Here is a 14751-nt window from a genome sequence, read left to right as displayed (position 1 = left end):
AGCAGCTACCACCATTTCCGGTTGTTTCACACAAAAAAAGGAAAAGTCCGAACGGAATTCGGCTTCTCCTGATGAAATGAAAACATATTTCATTCAACAGCTTATCAAGACTGTTTAATCCCCAATAAGCTTTCAATCTTTGGTTTGAGGTTCTGAAATCCTTTGTCTCCCGCAGCCCGGAAGAACAGCTTGCCTTCCTTATCAAACAGGAAAAAGGCAGGCACGAATTGATTTTGAAACTGATCTGTAACCTGGTGCAGATTATCAACAGCTACCGGCTGTGTGATGCCATATTCCGCAATGTCTTGTTTCACCTTTTCCAAATCCGTGTCGCTTTCCTGTTTCGGCATATGCACCCCGACAAATTGAAGTCCATACGGTTTATATGTATCCCGATATGCAACCACTTCCGGCATAACCTCGTGGCAGATATGGCAGGATACAGCCCAAAAATGCACTAACACGGGATGATTCTGCAACTGAGCGGGATCAAATCCTTGTGCATTGAACCATTCAGTTGCGCCATCAAGAGGAGGCAATGGGCTGCCTAATCGCATTGGCATATCGATATTCCTCCATTTGTGGAATCACAAGGTTTTTTGTCCCGGTTTCCAATCGGCCGGGCATAATCCCCCTGATTGCAGCGCTTCCAATACACGGAGCGTTTCATCCACACTGCGTCCGACATTCAGATCATGCACCACCTGATAACGCAGGATGCCCTCCGGATCAATAATAAACAGACCGCGTAGCGCCACACCTTTTTCCTCAATCAAAACATCATAATCGCGTGCCACTTGTTTGGTAATATCGGAAGCGAGCGGATAATTGACCTGACCAATTCCGTTCTTGTCGCGGGGTGTTTCAATCCATGCCCGGTGGACATATACGCTGTCCACAGATACTCCGAGAATTTCAGCGTCCAGATCGAAAAATTCTTGTGCACGATCGCTAATCGCTGTAATCTCAGTCGGACACACGAATGTAAAATCCATCGGCCAGAAGAATAAAACCAGCCACTTCCCTTTGTAATCTGCAAGACTCACTTCGTGGTTGAGCTTCTCCAAGTTTGTGGTGGTGAGCATTTTGAAATCGGGTGCTTTTTGTCCTACTAACGGCATTTGTAACCCTCCCTATGTAAATGGATTGCAAAATTAACCCAAGAGGCGCAAGAACCCCCTCTGTTCTTGCGCTTGGGTATTTCGGTTGACACCTGTATCGTAACCTAATAATAAATAATTATCAAGCATATAATCATTAGTTATTGCAAGATTTTCTGCATCTCTCATACGCGAGACGGCCTGCGGAATTGCACAGTCGTCTTTATCGAAAGCTTATGGGCTGCTTAGCAGCAAGCTCCTGGCTTTCCCGCTTCCTCCGAAGTACGGAAGGAGCTGCCGCAGCCGCACGTAGACACAGCATTTGGATTGGAGATTTTAAAACCGGCTTCCATAATGGAATCCACATAATCCACTACGGCACCGCTCAAAAACCTCGCACTTTGTGGATCAACCAGTACCCGGACACCGTTTTCCACCAGAACTTGGTTATCACTCTTGGCTGAATCCAACGCCATACCGTAAGAAAATCCGCTGCATCCTCCCGGCTTGATAAACACACGGAGAGCAACTCCCTGTTCTTTGTCTGCAAGCAAGTTTTTTACTTTATCTGCTGCCTTCTCTGTTAAAGTAAGCATCAAAATCTCCCCTTCACATGATTATGGTGGATTGGCAAACTGTCATGGTATATGATATCAGTGTGGTCCCATCGCTCGATACGGGAGTATGTCACTGCTGATAATCAGAAATGTTTATTTAAGAGCTCCGTTCATACTATAGAACGGGGCTGATTTATTTTCCCTCATCGTTCTTTGTGATGTGCTTATCATCAGTTTTTCTGACTATATGCCTTGTTTTAAAAAGGTTGCGAATTTGCAACCCGATTCAGTTCCATAGTACAATGAATTGAGATAGGATTCGAAAGTGAGGAAGCGCAATGTTAACACCCAGCATGGAAGATTACCTGGAGAAGATCTACGAACTGATGAAAGAAAAAGGCTATGCTCGAGTGTCTGACATTGCTTCATCATTGTCGGTACAGCCTTCCTCCGTCACCAAAATGATTCAAAAACTGGACGAACAAAACTATGTCACCTACGAAAAATATCGTGGCATTATTTTAACCCAGCGCGGCGAACAAATGGGCCATTTAATGAAGCAGCGGCATAGGATGTTGGAGATGTTTCTCCGCATGCTGGACGTTTCGGAGAAAACAATCGAAAAAGACGTGGAAGGCATTGAACACCACGTTAGCCCGAGCACGATGGATAGCTTGAAAAGCCTTGTGCTGTTTTTTGAACAATATCCAGAATGCTTGGAGGAATACCGGCAGTTTCGTCAACAACTGCGGGACCTGTCCGCAACGGACGGCGAAAGCCGCTGATGCAAGTACGCCTCCCTAGTGGGGCTTTTTTTCTTTGTACAACAGGAGAGGAGTGACTTTTTTTGTCGCAAAAAATCCGGGTGGGTGTTATATTCGGAGGCCAGTCGGGCGAACACGAAGTGTCGATTCATTCGGCCCGATCTGTAATGGAAAATCTCAACAGCGAAAAATACGATATTCTGCCAATCGGAATCAGCAAGCAGGGCGTTTGGCATGTGGGACTCAGCTCTTTTGAAGAATTAGGAGCAGAGATTCCCGATTCCTTAAGAAAAAGGATTCTTGTGGGATCGACAGCGGTCCCCTCGGAGAATGGCAATTTTTTGCCCGACTCCTCCCTTCGATCAGTCGACGTGATTATTCCGGTCTTGCATGGTCCGCATGGAGAAGACGGAACCGTCCAGGGATTGTTTGAACTGCTGGACGTTGCTTATGTAGGCGCCGGTGTGCTTGCGTCCGCTGTAGGCATGGACAAGGCAATGATGAAGTCAGCTTTTGCCCACGCCGGACTGCCGCAGTGCAAATACAAGGTGTATCTGCGTCATCATTGGGAGCAAAACTCCGAGTCCATCCTAAGCGATATTGAGAGGGAGTTGGGTTTCCCCTGCTTTGTTAAGCCTGCCAATTTAGGTTCTTCTGTAGGAATCTCGAAAGCGAAAGATCGTGAAAGTTTGATTCTGGCCATGCGGGAAGCAGCCCGATACGATCGAAAGATCGTCGTGGAAGAAGCGGTCAACGCACGTGAAATTGAAGTGGCCGTGCTTGGCAACGACGAGCCGCGTGCATCGGTTGCGGGCGAAATTGTACCGAAGGCAGATTTTTATGATTATAACGCGAAATATGTGAACGGCACATCAGAGTTGATAATTCCGGCCGAATTGACCGATCAAAAGATGTCGGAAGTACGCAAATTGGCGCTTCAAGCGTATCGGGCGATTGATGGGTCAGGTCTTTCGCGCGTCGATTTTTTCCTGGAACGTGAAACCGGACGATTGCTCGTCAACGAGATCAATACATTCCCCGGTTTTACCGTGTATTCCATGTACCCGAAGTTATGGGAAGCGACCGGACTGTCTTATGAAAACCTATTGGACGAATTGATCGGGCTGGCACTGGAACGCCACCGTGAGAAAAATCAGATATCCGGCTAACCGCTCACAGAAAACCCTCTATCTATACATTTGATAGAGGGTTTTCATTATTTACTTAAAACTGAATTCCTTCTGGATCGTATTCAATCGATGCCAATTGTTCTTGAGTCGATGCGGATACATTCTGTGTGCCGGCTGCGGCCTTTTCTGCTACCATTGTGATCTGGTCTATTGACCGAACCACTTGTTCCGCACCTGCTGACAGTTGTTGAATCGCCGCAGATACCTCTTGGATTTGAGTCGCCACTTCCGCTACGGACTGTTGAATCTGTTCAAATGAGGCACCCGCCGTATTCACCACATCAATTCCTACGGCTACATCTTTCGTGCCCGCTTCCATGGATTCAACCGCTTTGTGGATTCCTTATTGGATGGTCACCACATACTCCCCTATTTTTTTGGCCGATTGAGAAGATTCTTCCGCCAATTCCTGTATAATCGCCGCATTGTTTTCCGCTGCTTGATTGGACTGTTCGGCACTTGCCGTTAACTCTTCCGATGAGGCAGCTACTTGTTCAGAACAAAGCGCCACTTGACGAATCAATTTTTTCAAGTTGCTTGTCATAGTATTAAAATCATTTGCCAATTGGCCAATTTCATCTTTAATTTTCACCGATATCGACTCAATGGTTAAATCTCCGTGGGACACCTTTTCGACCTGCTCCACCATCAGTGAGATCGGTTTCATAATATGATTCGTAAACAGCCAAACAACAGCAGCCCCAATTATGAGGGCAATTCCTAAAGTAATAAGAAGAAGGTATAGAACCTGATTGGCTCCCTGGTTGAACTCACTTAAATAAGCCCCTGCGGCTACAATCCAACCCCAGTTCGGCTCCGCTTCCACATAAGTAATTTTTGATTCTACTGCTTTGGTAATGGGGTTAGGCCACATATATGAAAAAGACCCGCCGCCATTTGTTCCTGTTTGAACAAGTTCCTGACCCAGCATGACTCCATCTTCCGTTTTCAGATTCGTAAGATCTTGTCCCTCAATGGAAGGGTTCATTACGGATATCGCATTCTTATTGACAGCAAAAATATATCCTCTCTGACCGATAACATAACGTGGATTCATTGGGCGTTTATTATCTGCCCCTTTTTTGCCAAGAATCTCTTGGCGTACAATTTCTTAAGCTTCTTCAAGCGTTACATGTCCGGCCTTAACTTCTTTGTCCATTAAATTGACCTTGAATTAACACCGTTGAATCTACTTTACCCAATTTATGAATTAGGTTTACAGTTCTCTTCATTACTTCGCTTTTCGTAATCAGTCCCGGAATATCGGTAACATTTTCGCGGAGTTCGAGCAATTCTGAACGATAACGTTCTACCTGTGCCTCTATTTCTTTCAATTGTTCTTTTAACGTCAGCAGTTCGGTAATATCTCTCGAATTACACACAACCCGTTTAATATTTCCTTCACTATCAAAAATGGGATTTCCAGTAGCCATAACACGTTTCCCAAACTTCGTTTCCTGGATCATCGTTACCCTTTTACGTTCTTGCAGTACCTTCAGGGCTACCGAAGGTCTAACGGCAACATTTCTGCCAATCAACTCCTCTGCGGAAGCTTGAAAATTCCGCTCAAGTCCTTTATTGACATATAATGTAATACCTTGGCCGTCTGTTACGTACCATCATATGAAAATGCCAGGATTTCTAAAAGATCGTCCTTCAGTACAGTGAAGTCAATGGAAGCCATCAAATCACCCCTCACTTCCAGCTCAAAGGTCAAACTTAAGTTCCAAGCCCATTTTCAGATAAAATCTGCAACGATCTTATGAAAGGTTATTTGGCATACATACCTTTAACTGTAGCACATATAGAATCACTTTTTTACTGGTAATCTTCACAAGTGATTGGCGCGTGCAGCGAAATAGGGGGCGTTTTTCATGTCACGTCAACAGAAATACTCAAATGGGGAGGCAGGATGGACGAATACCGTTCCGAAGCAAGTATCTGCCTCATACCGTATACCATCTTTGAAAAAAAAGGGGGGCTTTTCATGTACGGAGTATTTGGAGGATATACCCGCTGGGCAGTTGTATTCTTGATCATCTTTGTTCTCTTCTTCCTGCTCGTTCCTGGCTACGGATACGGTGCAGGCGGAGGAGCCTACTAAGATTGAAAAACACCGGAAAGCCGGAAGCCCACTTCCGGCTTTCTCTTTACGCAAATCATTGAAACCAAATCTGTTAATACATCATCCTTACGAAGAGGTGGTGAACAATCAATGAACATTCAGCAACGCGCAAAAGGTTTGGTAGGAAAGAATGTTGCAGTCCGCCATAAGGACGGGAAGATTTACCACGGTGTACTCCATTCGGTTACGGATGACGGAATCATTGTCCGTCCTTTGGGTCCCGTTCACGCTGCCGCCAATGCAGACGAATTGGTTGTGCAACACGCAGATGCCTCCATCCAGCAGGAGGCCAATTCTGCGCCTGATGATGTAAACGCGGCGCCTGTTTGGTTTGCAGCCTGGTGGTTAATCGCTTGGGCATTGATTCTCGGTCTCTGGGCGGCGGCTTGGGGCAGCTGGGGATACCGGGCAGGAGGATATGCGCCCGGGTACCGCGCAGTTGTACCTAGATACGGAGTCACGCGAAGAGTGTATTGGTGATTCTTAGGGGATATTGGTTTTGCTAATAGTTAGGGCCGCTGTCAGCGGCCCTATGCGGTATTTCCTATTTCTGAACGGCGGATACTTGCTCCAATTGCTGCAGCACTGTCTCGTAATCCGACTGTTCCTGCGCTTTGAACTGCAAATTTCGATAACGGATGACGCCCTGTTGATCAATCACAAAAACGCTTCGTTTTGCCACCTGCATCTGCTCATCCAGAACTCCGTACATTTTGGCAGTTGTCCGATGCCAATCGGACAACAGAGGATACGGAAGCATGCCGAGTGACGCATTGAACACATTGAGCGAATAAATTTGATCGACACTAACAGCCAGCACTTCCGCACCCGCTTCTTGAATCCGCTGGTAATCCCTCTTCCAGAGGGCCAGTTCCGTAATTCAGCCAGGTGTAAACGCCAGCGGAAAAAACGCCAGCAATATCATTTTTCGACCGCGGTAATCAGATAATCTGACTTTCTGCTTGCCGCGTGTCCAAGACAGTTCAAACTCGGGGGCCGGTTCGCCAACATTCGGAACCATGTTCTCATCCTTCCTTTGTTGTCGATACCATTCATTATGCCCAAATTCTGTCAAACTACAATGTTGACCAGTTTACCGGGGACTACGATACATTTCTTGATCGGTTTGCCCGCCATCGCTTCACTGACTTTATCGGACTTCATCGCAAGTTCCTTAATTTCGTCCTCTGCCGTGTCTTTTGAAACGACAATTCGATCACGCAATTTGCCGTTTACCTGCACAGCGTATTCGATTTCGTCCTGAACCAGAGCGGCCGGATCAAAAACGGGCCAGTCTTGTTGATGCACGCTGTCCGTGTGTCCGACCATCCGCCACAACTCTTCCGTAATATGCGGCACAATCGGGGAAAGCAGCAAAATTACAGTTTGGATCGCATTCAGCTTGACACCTTTATCTGCTGTTTCCGGATACGCGTATACCGCGTTTACCAATTCCATAACGGCAGAAATCGCCGTGTTGAATTGATAGCGCTCACTGATGTCTTCTGTTACTTTTTTAATCGCATAATGAGTTTGCTGCCATAGTCTTTTCTCATCAGATCCGGTCACATTTATGGCCGGCCGGTTGGCAAACAGAGCCGAATGTGTATCAACAAGGCGGAATACTCGACCCAGGAACCGGTATGCACCCTCAACCGCCTGGTCGTTCCATTCCAAGTCCCGATCGGGGGGCGCCGCAAATAGAATAAACAGTCTGGCTGTATCGGCACCATATTTGTTGACAATGTCTTCCGGTGAGACCACATTTCCTTTTGATTTGGACATTTTGGCGCCTTCTTTGATCACCATGCCCTGGGTCAAAAGACTTTCAAACGGCTCTTCAAAATTGACCAGACCGGCGTCGAACAGCACTTTTGTGAAAAAGCGGGAATACAGCAAATGCAGCACAGCATGTTCAATGCCACCGATATACTTGTCAACCGGCAGCCATCGGTTTACCACGTCGGTATCAAACGGTCCGTCATTCTTTTTGGCAGACGGATACCGCATATAGTACCAGGAAGAATCGATAAACGTATCCATCGTATCCGTTTCGCGGATTGCATGGCCGCCGCAAGAAGGACATGTGGTATGAACAAAGTTTTCGTTCGTTGCCAATGGAGATTTACCCGCCACTTCAAACTCGACCTGTTCAGGCAGAAGAACCGGCAGTTGATCTTCTGGTACTGGCTGCGTACCGCAATTGTCACAATACACAATTGGAATCGGACATCCCCAATAGCGCTGGCGAGAGATCAGCCAGTCGCGCAAACGGTAGGAAGTTTTCCGTTCCCCTTTGCCTTCTTGCTCCAAATTGGCGGAAATGACGTCGATCGCTTCCAAATTGGGCAAACCGGTAAATTTGTCAGAGTCAACCAATCGACCATCTTCCGTATAAGCTTGCGTCAGAGGAAGCTGCAATTCACCAGCTTCCGGCTGAATCACAACCCGAATCGGCAGGTTGTATTTGGTCGCAAACTCAAAATCCCGCTGATCGTGTGCCGGTACGCCCATGACCGCACCTGTTCCATAATCGGGCAATACATAGTTTGCGATCCAGATGGGAACCGGATCACCCGTTTTGGGATGAATCGCATATTCACCTGTAAACATGCCAATTTTTTCAGAATCCACCGATGTCCGTTCAATCTCTGACTTCTTGCGGACTTCTTCAATAAATGCTTGAATTTCTGCTTTTTTCTTCGATTTGCGGGTAATTCGTTCAATCACGGGGTGTTCCGGCGCCAATACCAGATAGGTTACACCGTACAACGTATCAGGACGGGTGGTAAACACGGTAATCAGACCGTCGTGCTTATCGATTCCGAAAATGATCTCGGTACCGTTTGATTTGCCAATCCAATTCCGCTGCATGGTTTTTACCCGCTCAGGCCAACCGGACAGTTTGTCCAAATCGGTCAACAACCGCTCCGCATAATCGGTAATTCGCAGATACCATTGTTCAAGATCTTTTTTCACCACTTCCGTGCCGCAGCGCCAGCAGCAGCCCTCTTCCACCTGCTCATTGGCCAGTACGGTGGCACACTCGGGGCACCAGTTAACCGCCCCTTTTTTCTTGTAGGCAAGTCCTCTTTTATAAAACAGCAGGAACAACCACTGCGTCCATTTATAGTAATCCGGACGGCAGGTGGTCACTTCCAGATCCCAATCGTATGATACCCCTAATTCTTTTTGCTGTTTCCGCATAAAATCAATATTGTCATATGTCCACGGTGCCGGATGGCTTTTGTTCTTGATGGCAGCGTTTTCAGCCGGCATACCAAACGCATCCCAGCCCATCGGATGCAGTACGTTAAATCCCTGCATCCGTTTAAAACGGGCAACGACGTCACCGATCGAATAGACCCGCACATGCCCCATGTGAAGACGTCCGGACGGGTACGGGAACATCTCCAAACAATAAAAATACGGATTATCGGTCGCTTCTTTCGTTTTGTAAATTCCGTTCGTTTCCCATTGTTCCTGCCACTTTTTCTCGATTTCGCCCGGAGCATATTTTCTTTCACTCATCCGGATTGCCCCCATTCCACCACATAATAAAACCCCTCGCCCTGCAAAACATGCTAGGGACGAGAGGTTTGATGTCAATTCCCGCGGTACCACCCTGCTTGACAGATTTTGTCTGCCCACTCGAACGTCCGATAACGAGGACGAGACGTTTACAGGTACCAAAATCCCCGCAACTGTTCAGAGGTGAGTTCACCGTATGTAACCTGTCAACTCCCACCAACCGTTGACTCTCTGAAAGGTTCTTACTCGGGTACTACTCCTCATCCACACATTACCCTTTTCATTTCGTTATAAATATACGATTGTAAGTATACGCAAAGGGGCAATCCTTTGTCAAGAATCGACAATTATCTGAACTCCACCAACCCGTCGTCTGCCATCACGATGCTGCCGTTGATCACATCCGATTCGTCAGATGCAAGAAAGGCAACCACATTGGCAATCTGTTCCGGTGTCAACAGCCTGCGGCGCATATGTTTGCGTGCCATTACATCTTCCAGACCCGCATCTTTATATCCCTGCAGCATTTGTGTATCTACACCGCCGGGTGCAACCCCCACAACGCGAATTCCGTAAGGAGCCAATTCGAGCGCTGCTGCCTGCGTCATGATGCGGACCGCCCCTTTTGCCGCATGATACCCTATCACACCCGGTGTGCCAACATATGCATAGACAGACGCGGTGTTGATAATGACGCCTTTGCTACCGATCTGCTGCATTTTGCGACCTGCCGCCAGAATCCCATAGTAGACTCCATACTGGTTGACTTTTACAACTTTGTCGTAATCCTCCGGTTCATGCTGCAGTAACGGCTTGTTGACACCAGTGCCCGCGTTGTTAAACATCACATCAATTTTTCCATATGTATCCACCGCCGGTAATCACTGCCACTTTTCCCTGTAACCGCATCATATATCCCCCGTTTTTTACGACTTGTCCTATTTATACCATGTGGAACCAGAATCTTAAAACTTGACCTGATGATTGAAAAAAATCAAGTCCGAAAAAATACTTTTCGAACTTTAAACGTATCCTGAAGAATTGTCCAATTTTGCGGAAACGAATGTCCCAACATCCAGTAACTGATGCCGCGCAGTCCATGTTCCTGAACAAGATGCAGTTTGGCCAAAATCGAACGGGCATCTTCAAACCAAACCTGGCGCAGTTCTTGGTCAGCGCCCCGATACACGAATGTGGGAGAAGCCGATTCCGGATGAAAATGAATATGCGTGTTTGCCCGGACCGCCTGTTGAATGGAAGCTTGCGGCGAAATTCCCGCCGCCCGCTGCCCCTCTCGAAACGGCATCGGCCAATTGTATCCGTAAAGCGCCATGCCCATAAAAATTTTATCGGCCGGCATTACAGACGACGCATAACAAATGACTTTTTGTATCATATGCAAAGGAGCGATCGCCATCGGCGGACCACCCGCCCATCCCCATTCAAACGTGAGCAGAATAATCTGGTCGGCGATTTGACCCAACGCTGGATAATCGTAGGCTCCCACCCAGGGGTTAGAAGGATTGTCAGCCGTTTTGGGACCGGACGTAACCGCTACCGGAATCTTTTGAGGCTGCGCGCATTCTGACAATTCCCGGACAAAAGCGGTAAAATAGGCCCGATCCTGCGGATACAGATGTTCAAAATCGATGTTAATCCCATAATGGCCTTTTGATTGAACAAGATGCAAGATGTTTTGAATGGTTTGGCGGCGCAGCTGTCGGTCTTTTATGATCCAGCGGGCAAGTTCCGGATTGAACTGCGACCCGTCAAAATTGGTGATGGTAGCAAACGCTCCCACTCTTTCCTGCCGCATTTTGCTGAGCGCCTTTGCATCCGATAGATCACTCAGGGTTCCATCACGTTGCACTTGATAACTGAACAGGTCGGCAAATGTCAGACAGTCTGCCGTGTCATGCAAAATCTCCTCATCAAGTTCGCTTCCCGTCGGGATCAGAAACGCGTGCACATCGATCAAACGATGCGAACGGACCGGAACCGGCAGCCAGATTGTTTTCCCCGGCTCCAGGCTCTGTTCGGCAAACCGCTCATTGCTGGCTCGGACAATAAACGGGGGAAGTTTCTTTTGCTGCGAGATGGATTCCAGCGTATCACCCGGTTGGATTACATAACGCTCTAATGTGGTGCTCGGGCCTGCCGGGATGATCAGGCCCATGCCAGGAACAATATCATCTCCCTGCAATTGGTTGGCGGCCCTGATTCGTTCTGCCGTACCGTCGTAAAGTTCTGCAATGGAATAAAGTGTCTCTCCTGCCTTTACAACATGTACAAACATAATTTGTCCTCCCTTACAGCGTGGCTGTTACCTACTATATGAGGAGGACAAGTTGACATAAAACTATTTTTTCTTATCCGAACACTTCCCCGCCGCGTTTGTACTCGACATCCCCCATACCTTCGCGAACATTGGCGGTTCGAGCCACCGCAAAGAAAAAATCGGACAGGCGGTTTAAATAGCGACGCACCTCTTGATTGATCGGCTCTTCTTCCGCAAGCGTTACCACCCGCCGCTCCGCCCGCCTGGCGACCGTTCGGCAAACATGCAGAGCAGCCGAAACAGGGCTCCCGCCCGGCAAAACAAATCGTTTAATGGGTGGACACTCCGCATCGTACCGATCAATCCACTGTTCCAGACGAGTGACCATGTCTGCATTGATTTTGTATGTGATCTGCGACCCTTCCGGTGCTTTTACATATGCCAAATCGCCGCCTGCATCAAACAATTCGTGCTGAATTTCCGTCAAATCGGCAATCATATCTTGATATTTGCTGCGGTCCATCAAAACAATCGCCTGGCCAACGAACGAATTCAGCTCATCAACGGTACCGTAAGCCTCGACCCGGATCGAATCTTTCCGGACGCGTCCGCCAATCACGCCTGTCATTCCTTTGTCGCCTGTTCGCGTATAGATTTTCATTTGATCACACTTCTTTCCTCAAACATTTTCATGATCGAAAAAAGGCGTTCCATATCAAGCTCCGTTTCCACCGTATCGGCCCATTCGTCAAACGCTTCCTGCCGCCGACGGTGATTGGATACTGTTGTTTCAAGCGGTGCGAGTCCTTTCCCGATCCGAATCTGATCCAATAAGATTCTGCGGAATGAATCGTTATGTAAAATACCGTGTAAATACGTACCGATCACAGTGCCTGTTTCGTTCACCGCTCCCTCTTCCTGTTTTCGGCCATTTTCACTTTCCAGCCGGCAAAAGGGGGCCACCCGTTTTCCCCGCTCCGACTGCCCCATATGGATTTCGTATCCTTCCACTGGCAGACCGGACAAAACAGCCGATTGGGCTGGCAGCGTTAAAACGGTTCCTTGCGCCTGAACCGTTGTTTTCTGAGGTAAAAACCGGGTTGTCACGTCCAACAACCCCAATCCTTCTAATTCCGGCAGGTCAGACTCGACAAAATCGGGATCAAACAGACGGCTGCCCAACATCTGATAGCCGCCGCAAATGCCCAGGACCCGGCCATCTTTTGCCCGACACCGGATTGCCTCCGCCAAACCGGATCGTTTCAGCCAAACCAGATCGTCAACCGTGTTTTTAGTTCCCGGCAAGATGACTAAATCCGGCATTCCAAGCTGATCAACGTCAGCTACAAAGCGCAGCGATACATCCGGCTCAAACCGCAGCGGATCCACATCCGTAAAATTGGAGATAAAGGGAAACCGGATCACCGCTACATCAATCTGGTTTTGTCCTGCGGCCGCCGCAGTTAAGCTGTCCAATACAACCGAATCCTCGCTTTCAATATAGAGATTCCGCCGATAGGGAACTACGCCAAGCACCGGAATTCCAGTCCGTTTTTCCAGCCAGTCAATGCCTGGCGCAAGCAGGCGAATATCGCCGCGAAATTTATTGATAATAAAGCCTTTCACCCGGTTTCGTTCCGCCGCCTCAAGCAGTTCCAGCGTACCGACAATCGATGCGAAGACGCCGCCCCGATCAATATCCGCCACCAAAATCACAGGTGCGTCTGCCAGTTCGGCTATTTTCATATTCGCGATGTCCCGGCTTTTCAAATTGATCTCGGCCGGACTGCCTGCCCCTTCGATAATCAATACTTCAAATTCGCTTCGCAAACGGTCCAGCGACTCCTTAACCACCTGCAGAGCCTGCGGAATATAATTCTGCCGATATTCGACAGCCGACATATCCTGTAAGGGAACACCGCGCACCACCACTTGTGATGTCATATCCCCTTTGGGCTTTAATAAAATCGGATTCATGTCGACCGTCGCTTCCACGCCGGCAGCTTCGGCCTGAACACCCTGCGCCCGGCCAATCTCCTTGCCGTCACTCGTTACATACGAGTTGAGCGCCATATTTTGTGATTTGAAAGGCGCGACCCGGTACCCTTTTCTAGCAAAAATCCGGCAGAGCGCCGTACACAACAAACTTTTCCCGACGTCACTGGAGGTTCCCTGCACCATCAACCGTAAACTCAACAAAACTCCCCCTTTCATCCAGCAATCGCGAAAGAGGGAGTTCCAGCAATTCTTGAAAGGTGTACCCCAATTCGCGAGGGCAATCTGCACATCCGAGCATCATAAGGGGTCTGGCTTTACAGTGGCGCGACCGCCCGGGAATTTCACCCGGTTCCCTGCATGTAGCTTTTATCAACAGTTTACTTGAATGGAACCTTTCTGCCAATCAAATTGTTTACCGTATCTTCGCTTTAAAAAAATACCTTTTCGCTCCTTCGCCCGGTTCGTTCCAGTGAAAATCAGCACCGCATGTTACTTTTTCAAATCCTGCCTGGCGAAGCAGCCCTTCAATCACTTCTCGCGGATAAGCCCGCTGCCAATGGGTTTCCTGAAATCGACGATACACATCCGCTTCCGTTTTGGCAAAAAAAGTCACATCGTATTCTACTTCACACCGCCGTCCATCAAATCGACTTTGCCAGATGTACGCAATGTCCTCCCGAATATCATAGAACGTCTCTTGGCCCAACTCCTGTTCCAAATGATACGGCGTATGCATGTCAAACAGAAAAACGCCGTCCGGTTTCAATTGGGAGCGAATGGATTGGAACGCCGCCAACAAATCGGTTTCCTCCCGCAAATAATTGAGAGAATCGCAAAACGACACGGCACAGTCAACCGCTTCCGGCAGCCGCAAATGCCGCATATCCTGCTGCAAGAACCGCAAAAAAGGTGTGGGGCGATTCAGTTTCGCCTGCGCCCGCACCAGCATGTCCTCTGACAAGTCAACCGCACATACCTGATGTCCCAACTCCATCAAACGGATGGATAATGTGCCGGTTCCACAGCCAATGTCGGCGACTTTCAAGCGACGGTCCCCGCCAAATTCCTGCTGCATCGATTCTGTAAACAGCCCCAACCACAGATCATAGGGAGCATCTTCCATCAGCATATCGTAAAATTCCGCAAAATCGCGATACGTAGACCCCTGCATCTCATCACCCCAAATCAAACTTCTGTCCAGACTGCTG

Annotated in this window: 15 protein-coding genes, 1 pseudogene and 1 other annotated feature; of the genes and pseudogenes, 3 read left to right on the top strand and 13 right to left on the bottom strand. The window is 48.2% G+C overall.

The window, feature by feature from the left end:
* Window positions 1–104: 104 nt before the first annotated feature.
* From skT53_RS18135 to skT53_RS18125, 3 genes are all read right to left on the bottom strand, one after another.
* Window positions 105–563 (bottom strand): TlpA family protein disulfide reductase, encoded by a 459-nt coding sequence (locus skT53_RS18135; RefSeq protein WP_200759164.1) that lies wholly within the window; start codon window positions 561–563, stop codon window positions 105–107.
* Between the two features lie 24 nt (window positions 564–587).
* Complete coding sequence (locus tag skT53_RS18130) at window positions 588–1121, bottom strand: peroxiredoxin (protein WP_200759163.1); 534 nt, start codon at window positions 1119–1121, stop codon at window positions 588–590.
* Between the two features lie 224 nt (window positions 1122–1345).
* Window positions 1346–1696, bottom strand: a complete 351-nt coding sequence (locus skT53_RS18125) for a HesB/IscA family protein (RefSeq protein ID WP_200759162.1) — start codon at window positions 1694–1696, stop codon at window positions 1346–1348.
* A gap of 299 nt (window positions 1697–1995) precedes the next feature.
* On the opposite strand from skT53_RS18125, the gene mntR reads away from it, so the two are divergent.
* Together mntR and skT53_RS18115 are read left to right on the top strand one after the other, a co-directional pair.
* Window positions 1996–2442 carry a transcriptional regulator MntR gene (mntR, locus tag skT53_RS18120; protein ID WP_200759161.1) on the top strand — a complete coding sequence of 149 codons (447 nt, stop codon included), beginning with the start codon at window positions 1996–1998 and terminating at the stop codon, window positions 2440–2442.
* Between the two features lie 62 nt (window positions 2443–2504).
* A complete protein-coding gene (locus skT53_RS18115) occupies window positions 2505–3590 on the top strand; it encodes a D-alanine--D-alanine ligase (RefSeq protein ID WP_200759160.1) in 1086 nt (361 codons plus the stop codon).
* A gap of 55 nt (window positions 3591–3645) precedes the next feature.
* Here the strand turns inward: skT53_RS18115 and skT53_RS18110 are convergent, their stop codons facing one another.
* The 3 genes and pseudogenes from skT53_RS18110 to skT53_RS18100 form a co-directional block, all read right to left on the bottom strand.
* Entirely contained in the window at window positions 3646–3951 is a 306-nt protein-coding gene (locus skT53_RS18110) for a methyl-accepting chemotaxis protein (protein ID WP_226375472.1), read from the bottom strand.
* A 3-nt stretch (window positions 3952–3954) separates the two neighbouring features.
* Window positions 3955–4668: a methyl-accepting chemotaxis protein gene (locus skT53_RS18105; protein ID WP_200759158.1), complete on the bottom strand. Its 714-nt coding sequence runs from the start codon at window positions 4666–4668 to the stop codon at window positions 3955–3957.
* An 85-nt stretch (window positions 4669–4753) separates the two neighbouring features.
* Window positions 4754–5218: pseudogene (locus tag skT53_RS18100) on the bottom strand (PAS domain-containing protein); the annotation flags it as partial.
* A 608-nt stretch (window positions 5219–5826) separates the two neighbouring features.
* On the opposite strand from skT53_RS18100, the gene skT53_RS18095 reads away from it, so the two are divergent.
* Window positions 5827–6216, top strand: coding sequence for an LSm family protein (locus tag skT53_RS18095; RefSeq protein ID WP_200759157.1), 390 nt, complete (start codon window positions 5827–5829; stop codon window positions 6214–6216).
* Between the two features lie 64 nt (window positions 6217–6280).
* Here skT53_RS18095 and skT53_RS18715 read toward each other — a convergent pair whose 3' ends face one another.
* The 7 genes from skT53_RS18715 to skT53_RS18055 all read right to left on the bottom strand — a co-directional run bounded on the left by skT53_RS18715 (window position 6281) and on the right by skT53_RS18055 (window position 14714).
* Window positions 6281–6757, bottom strand: coding sequence for a redoxin domain-containing protein (locus skT53_RS18715; protein WP_226375281.1), 477 nt, complete (start codon window positions 6755–6757; stop codon window positions 6281–6283).
* Between the two features lie 50 nt (window positions 6758–6807).
* Window positions 6808–9267 carry a leucine--tRNA ligase gene (leuS, locus tag skT53_RS18080; protein ID WP_200759154.1) on the bottom strand — a complete coding sequence of 820 codons (2460 nt, stop codon included), beginning with the start codon at window positions 9265–9267 and terminating at the stop codon, window positions 6808–6810.
* A gap of 52 nt (window positions 9268–9319) precedes the next feature.
* Window positions 9320–9543 (bottom strand) — a binding site (T-box leader).
* Between the two features lie 71 nt (window positions 9544–9614).
* Window positions 9615–10139: an SDR family NAD(P)-dependent oxidoreductase gene (locus skT53_RS18075; RefSeq protein ID WP_200759153.1), complete on the bottom strand. Its 525-nt coding sequence runs from the start codon at window positions 10137–10139 to the stop codon at window positions 9615–9617.
* A 122-nt stretch (window positions 10140–10261) separates the two neighbouring features.
* Window positions 10262–11563: a glycosyl hydrolase family 18 protein gene (locus skT53_RS18070; protein ID WP_200759152.1), complete on the bottom strand. Its 1302-nt coding sequence runs from the start codon at window positions 11561–11563 to the stop codon at window positions 10262–10264.
* Window positions 11564–11636: 73 nt separating this feature from the next.
* Window positions 11637–12206 (bottom strand): cob(I)yrinic acid a,c-diamide adenosyltransferase, encoded by a 570-nt coding sequence (locus skT53_RS18065; protein WP_200759151.1) that lies wholly within the window; start codon window positions 12204–12206, stop codon window positions 11637–11639.
* Window positions 12203–13741, bottom strand: coding sequence for a cobyric acid synthase (locus tag skT53_RS18060; protein ID WP_226375280.1), 1539 nt, complete (start codon window positions 13739–13741; stop codon window positions 12203–12205). Before skT53_RS18060 ends, skT53_RS18065 begins: the two co-directional genes overlap by 4 nt.
* Window positions 13742–13955: 214 nt before the next feature.
* Window positions 13956–14714: a class I SAM-dependent DNA methyltransferase gene (locus skT53_RS18055; protein WP_200759149.1), complete on the bottom strand. Its 759-nt coding sequence runs from the start codon at window positions 14712–14714 to the stop codon at window positions 13956–13958.
* Window positions 14715–14751: the final 37 nt, after the last annotated feature.

Origin of the sequence: Effusibacillus dendaii, from assembly GCF_015097055.1 — a bacterium.
GTDB lineage: Bacteria > Bacillota > Bacilli > Tumebacillales > Effusibacillaceae > Effusibacillus > Effusibacillus dendaii.
The sequence above is the reverse complement of the archived record's forward strand: the minus strand, read 5'-3'. Positions and strand labels throughout refer to the sequence as shown.

Excerpts from the sequence above, each read along its gene's own strand:
- skT53_RS18135 (WP_200759164.1), bottom strand. The coding sequence starts at position 563 with ATGCCAATGCGATTAGGCAGCCCATTGCCTCCTCTTGATGGCGCAACT.
- skT53_RS18130 (WP_200759163.1), bottom strand. The coding sequence starts at position 1,121 with ATGCCGTTAGTAGGACAAAAAGCACCCGATTTCAAAATGCTCACCACC.
- skT53_RS18125 (WP_200759162.1), bottom strand. The coding sequence starts at position 1,696 with ATGCTTACTTTAACAGAGAAGGCAGCAGATAAAGTAAAAAACTTGCTT.
- mntR (WP_200759161.1), top strand. The coding sequence starts at position 1,996 with ATGTTAACACCCAGCATGGAAGATTACCTGGAGAAGATCTACGAACTG.
- skT53_RS18105 (WP_200759158.1), bottom strand. The coding sequence starts at position 4,668 with ATGAATCCACGTTATGTTATCGGTCAGAGAGGATATATTTTTGCTGTC.
- skT53_RS18095 (WP_200759157.1), top strand. The coding sequence starts at position 5,827 with ATGAACATTCAGCAACGCGCAAAAGGTTTGGTAGGAAAGAATGTTGCA.
- leuS (WP_200759154.1), bottom strand. The coding sequence starts at position 9,267 with ATGAGTGAAAGAAAATATGCTCCGGGCGAAATCGAGAAAAAGTGGCAG.
- skT53_RS18070 (WP_200759152.1), bottom strand. The coding sequence starts at position 11,563 with ATGTTTGTACATGTTGTAAAGGCAGGAGAGACACTTTATTCCATTGCA.
- skT53_RS18065 (WP_200759151.1), bottom strand. The coding sequence starts at position 12,206 with ATGAAAATCTATACGCGAACAGGCGACAAAGGAATGACAGGCGTGATT.
- skT53_RS18055 (WP_200759149.1), bottom strand. The coding sequence starts at position 14,714 with ATGCAGGGGTCTACGTATCGCGATTTTGCGGAATTTTACGATATGCTG.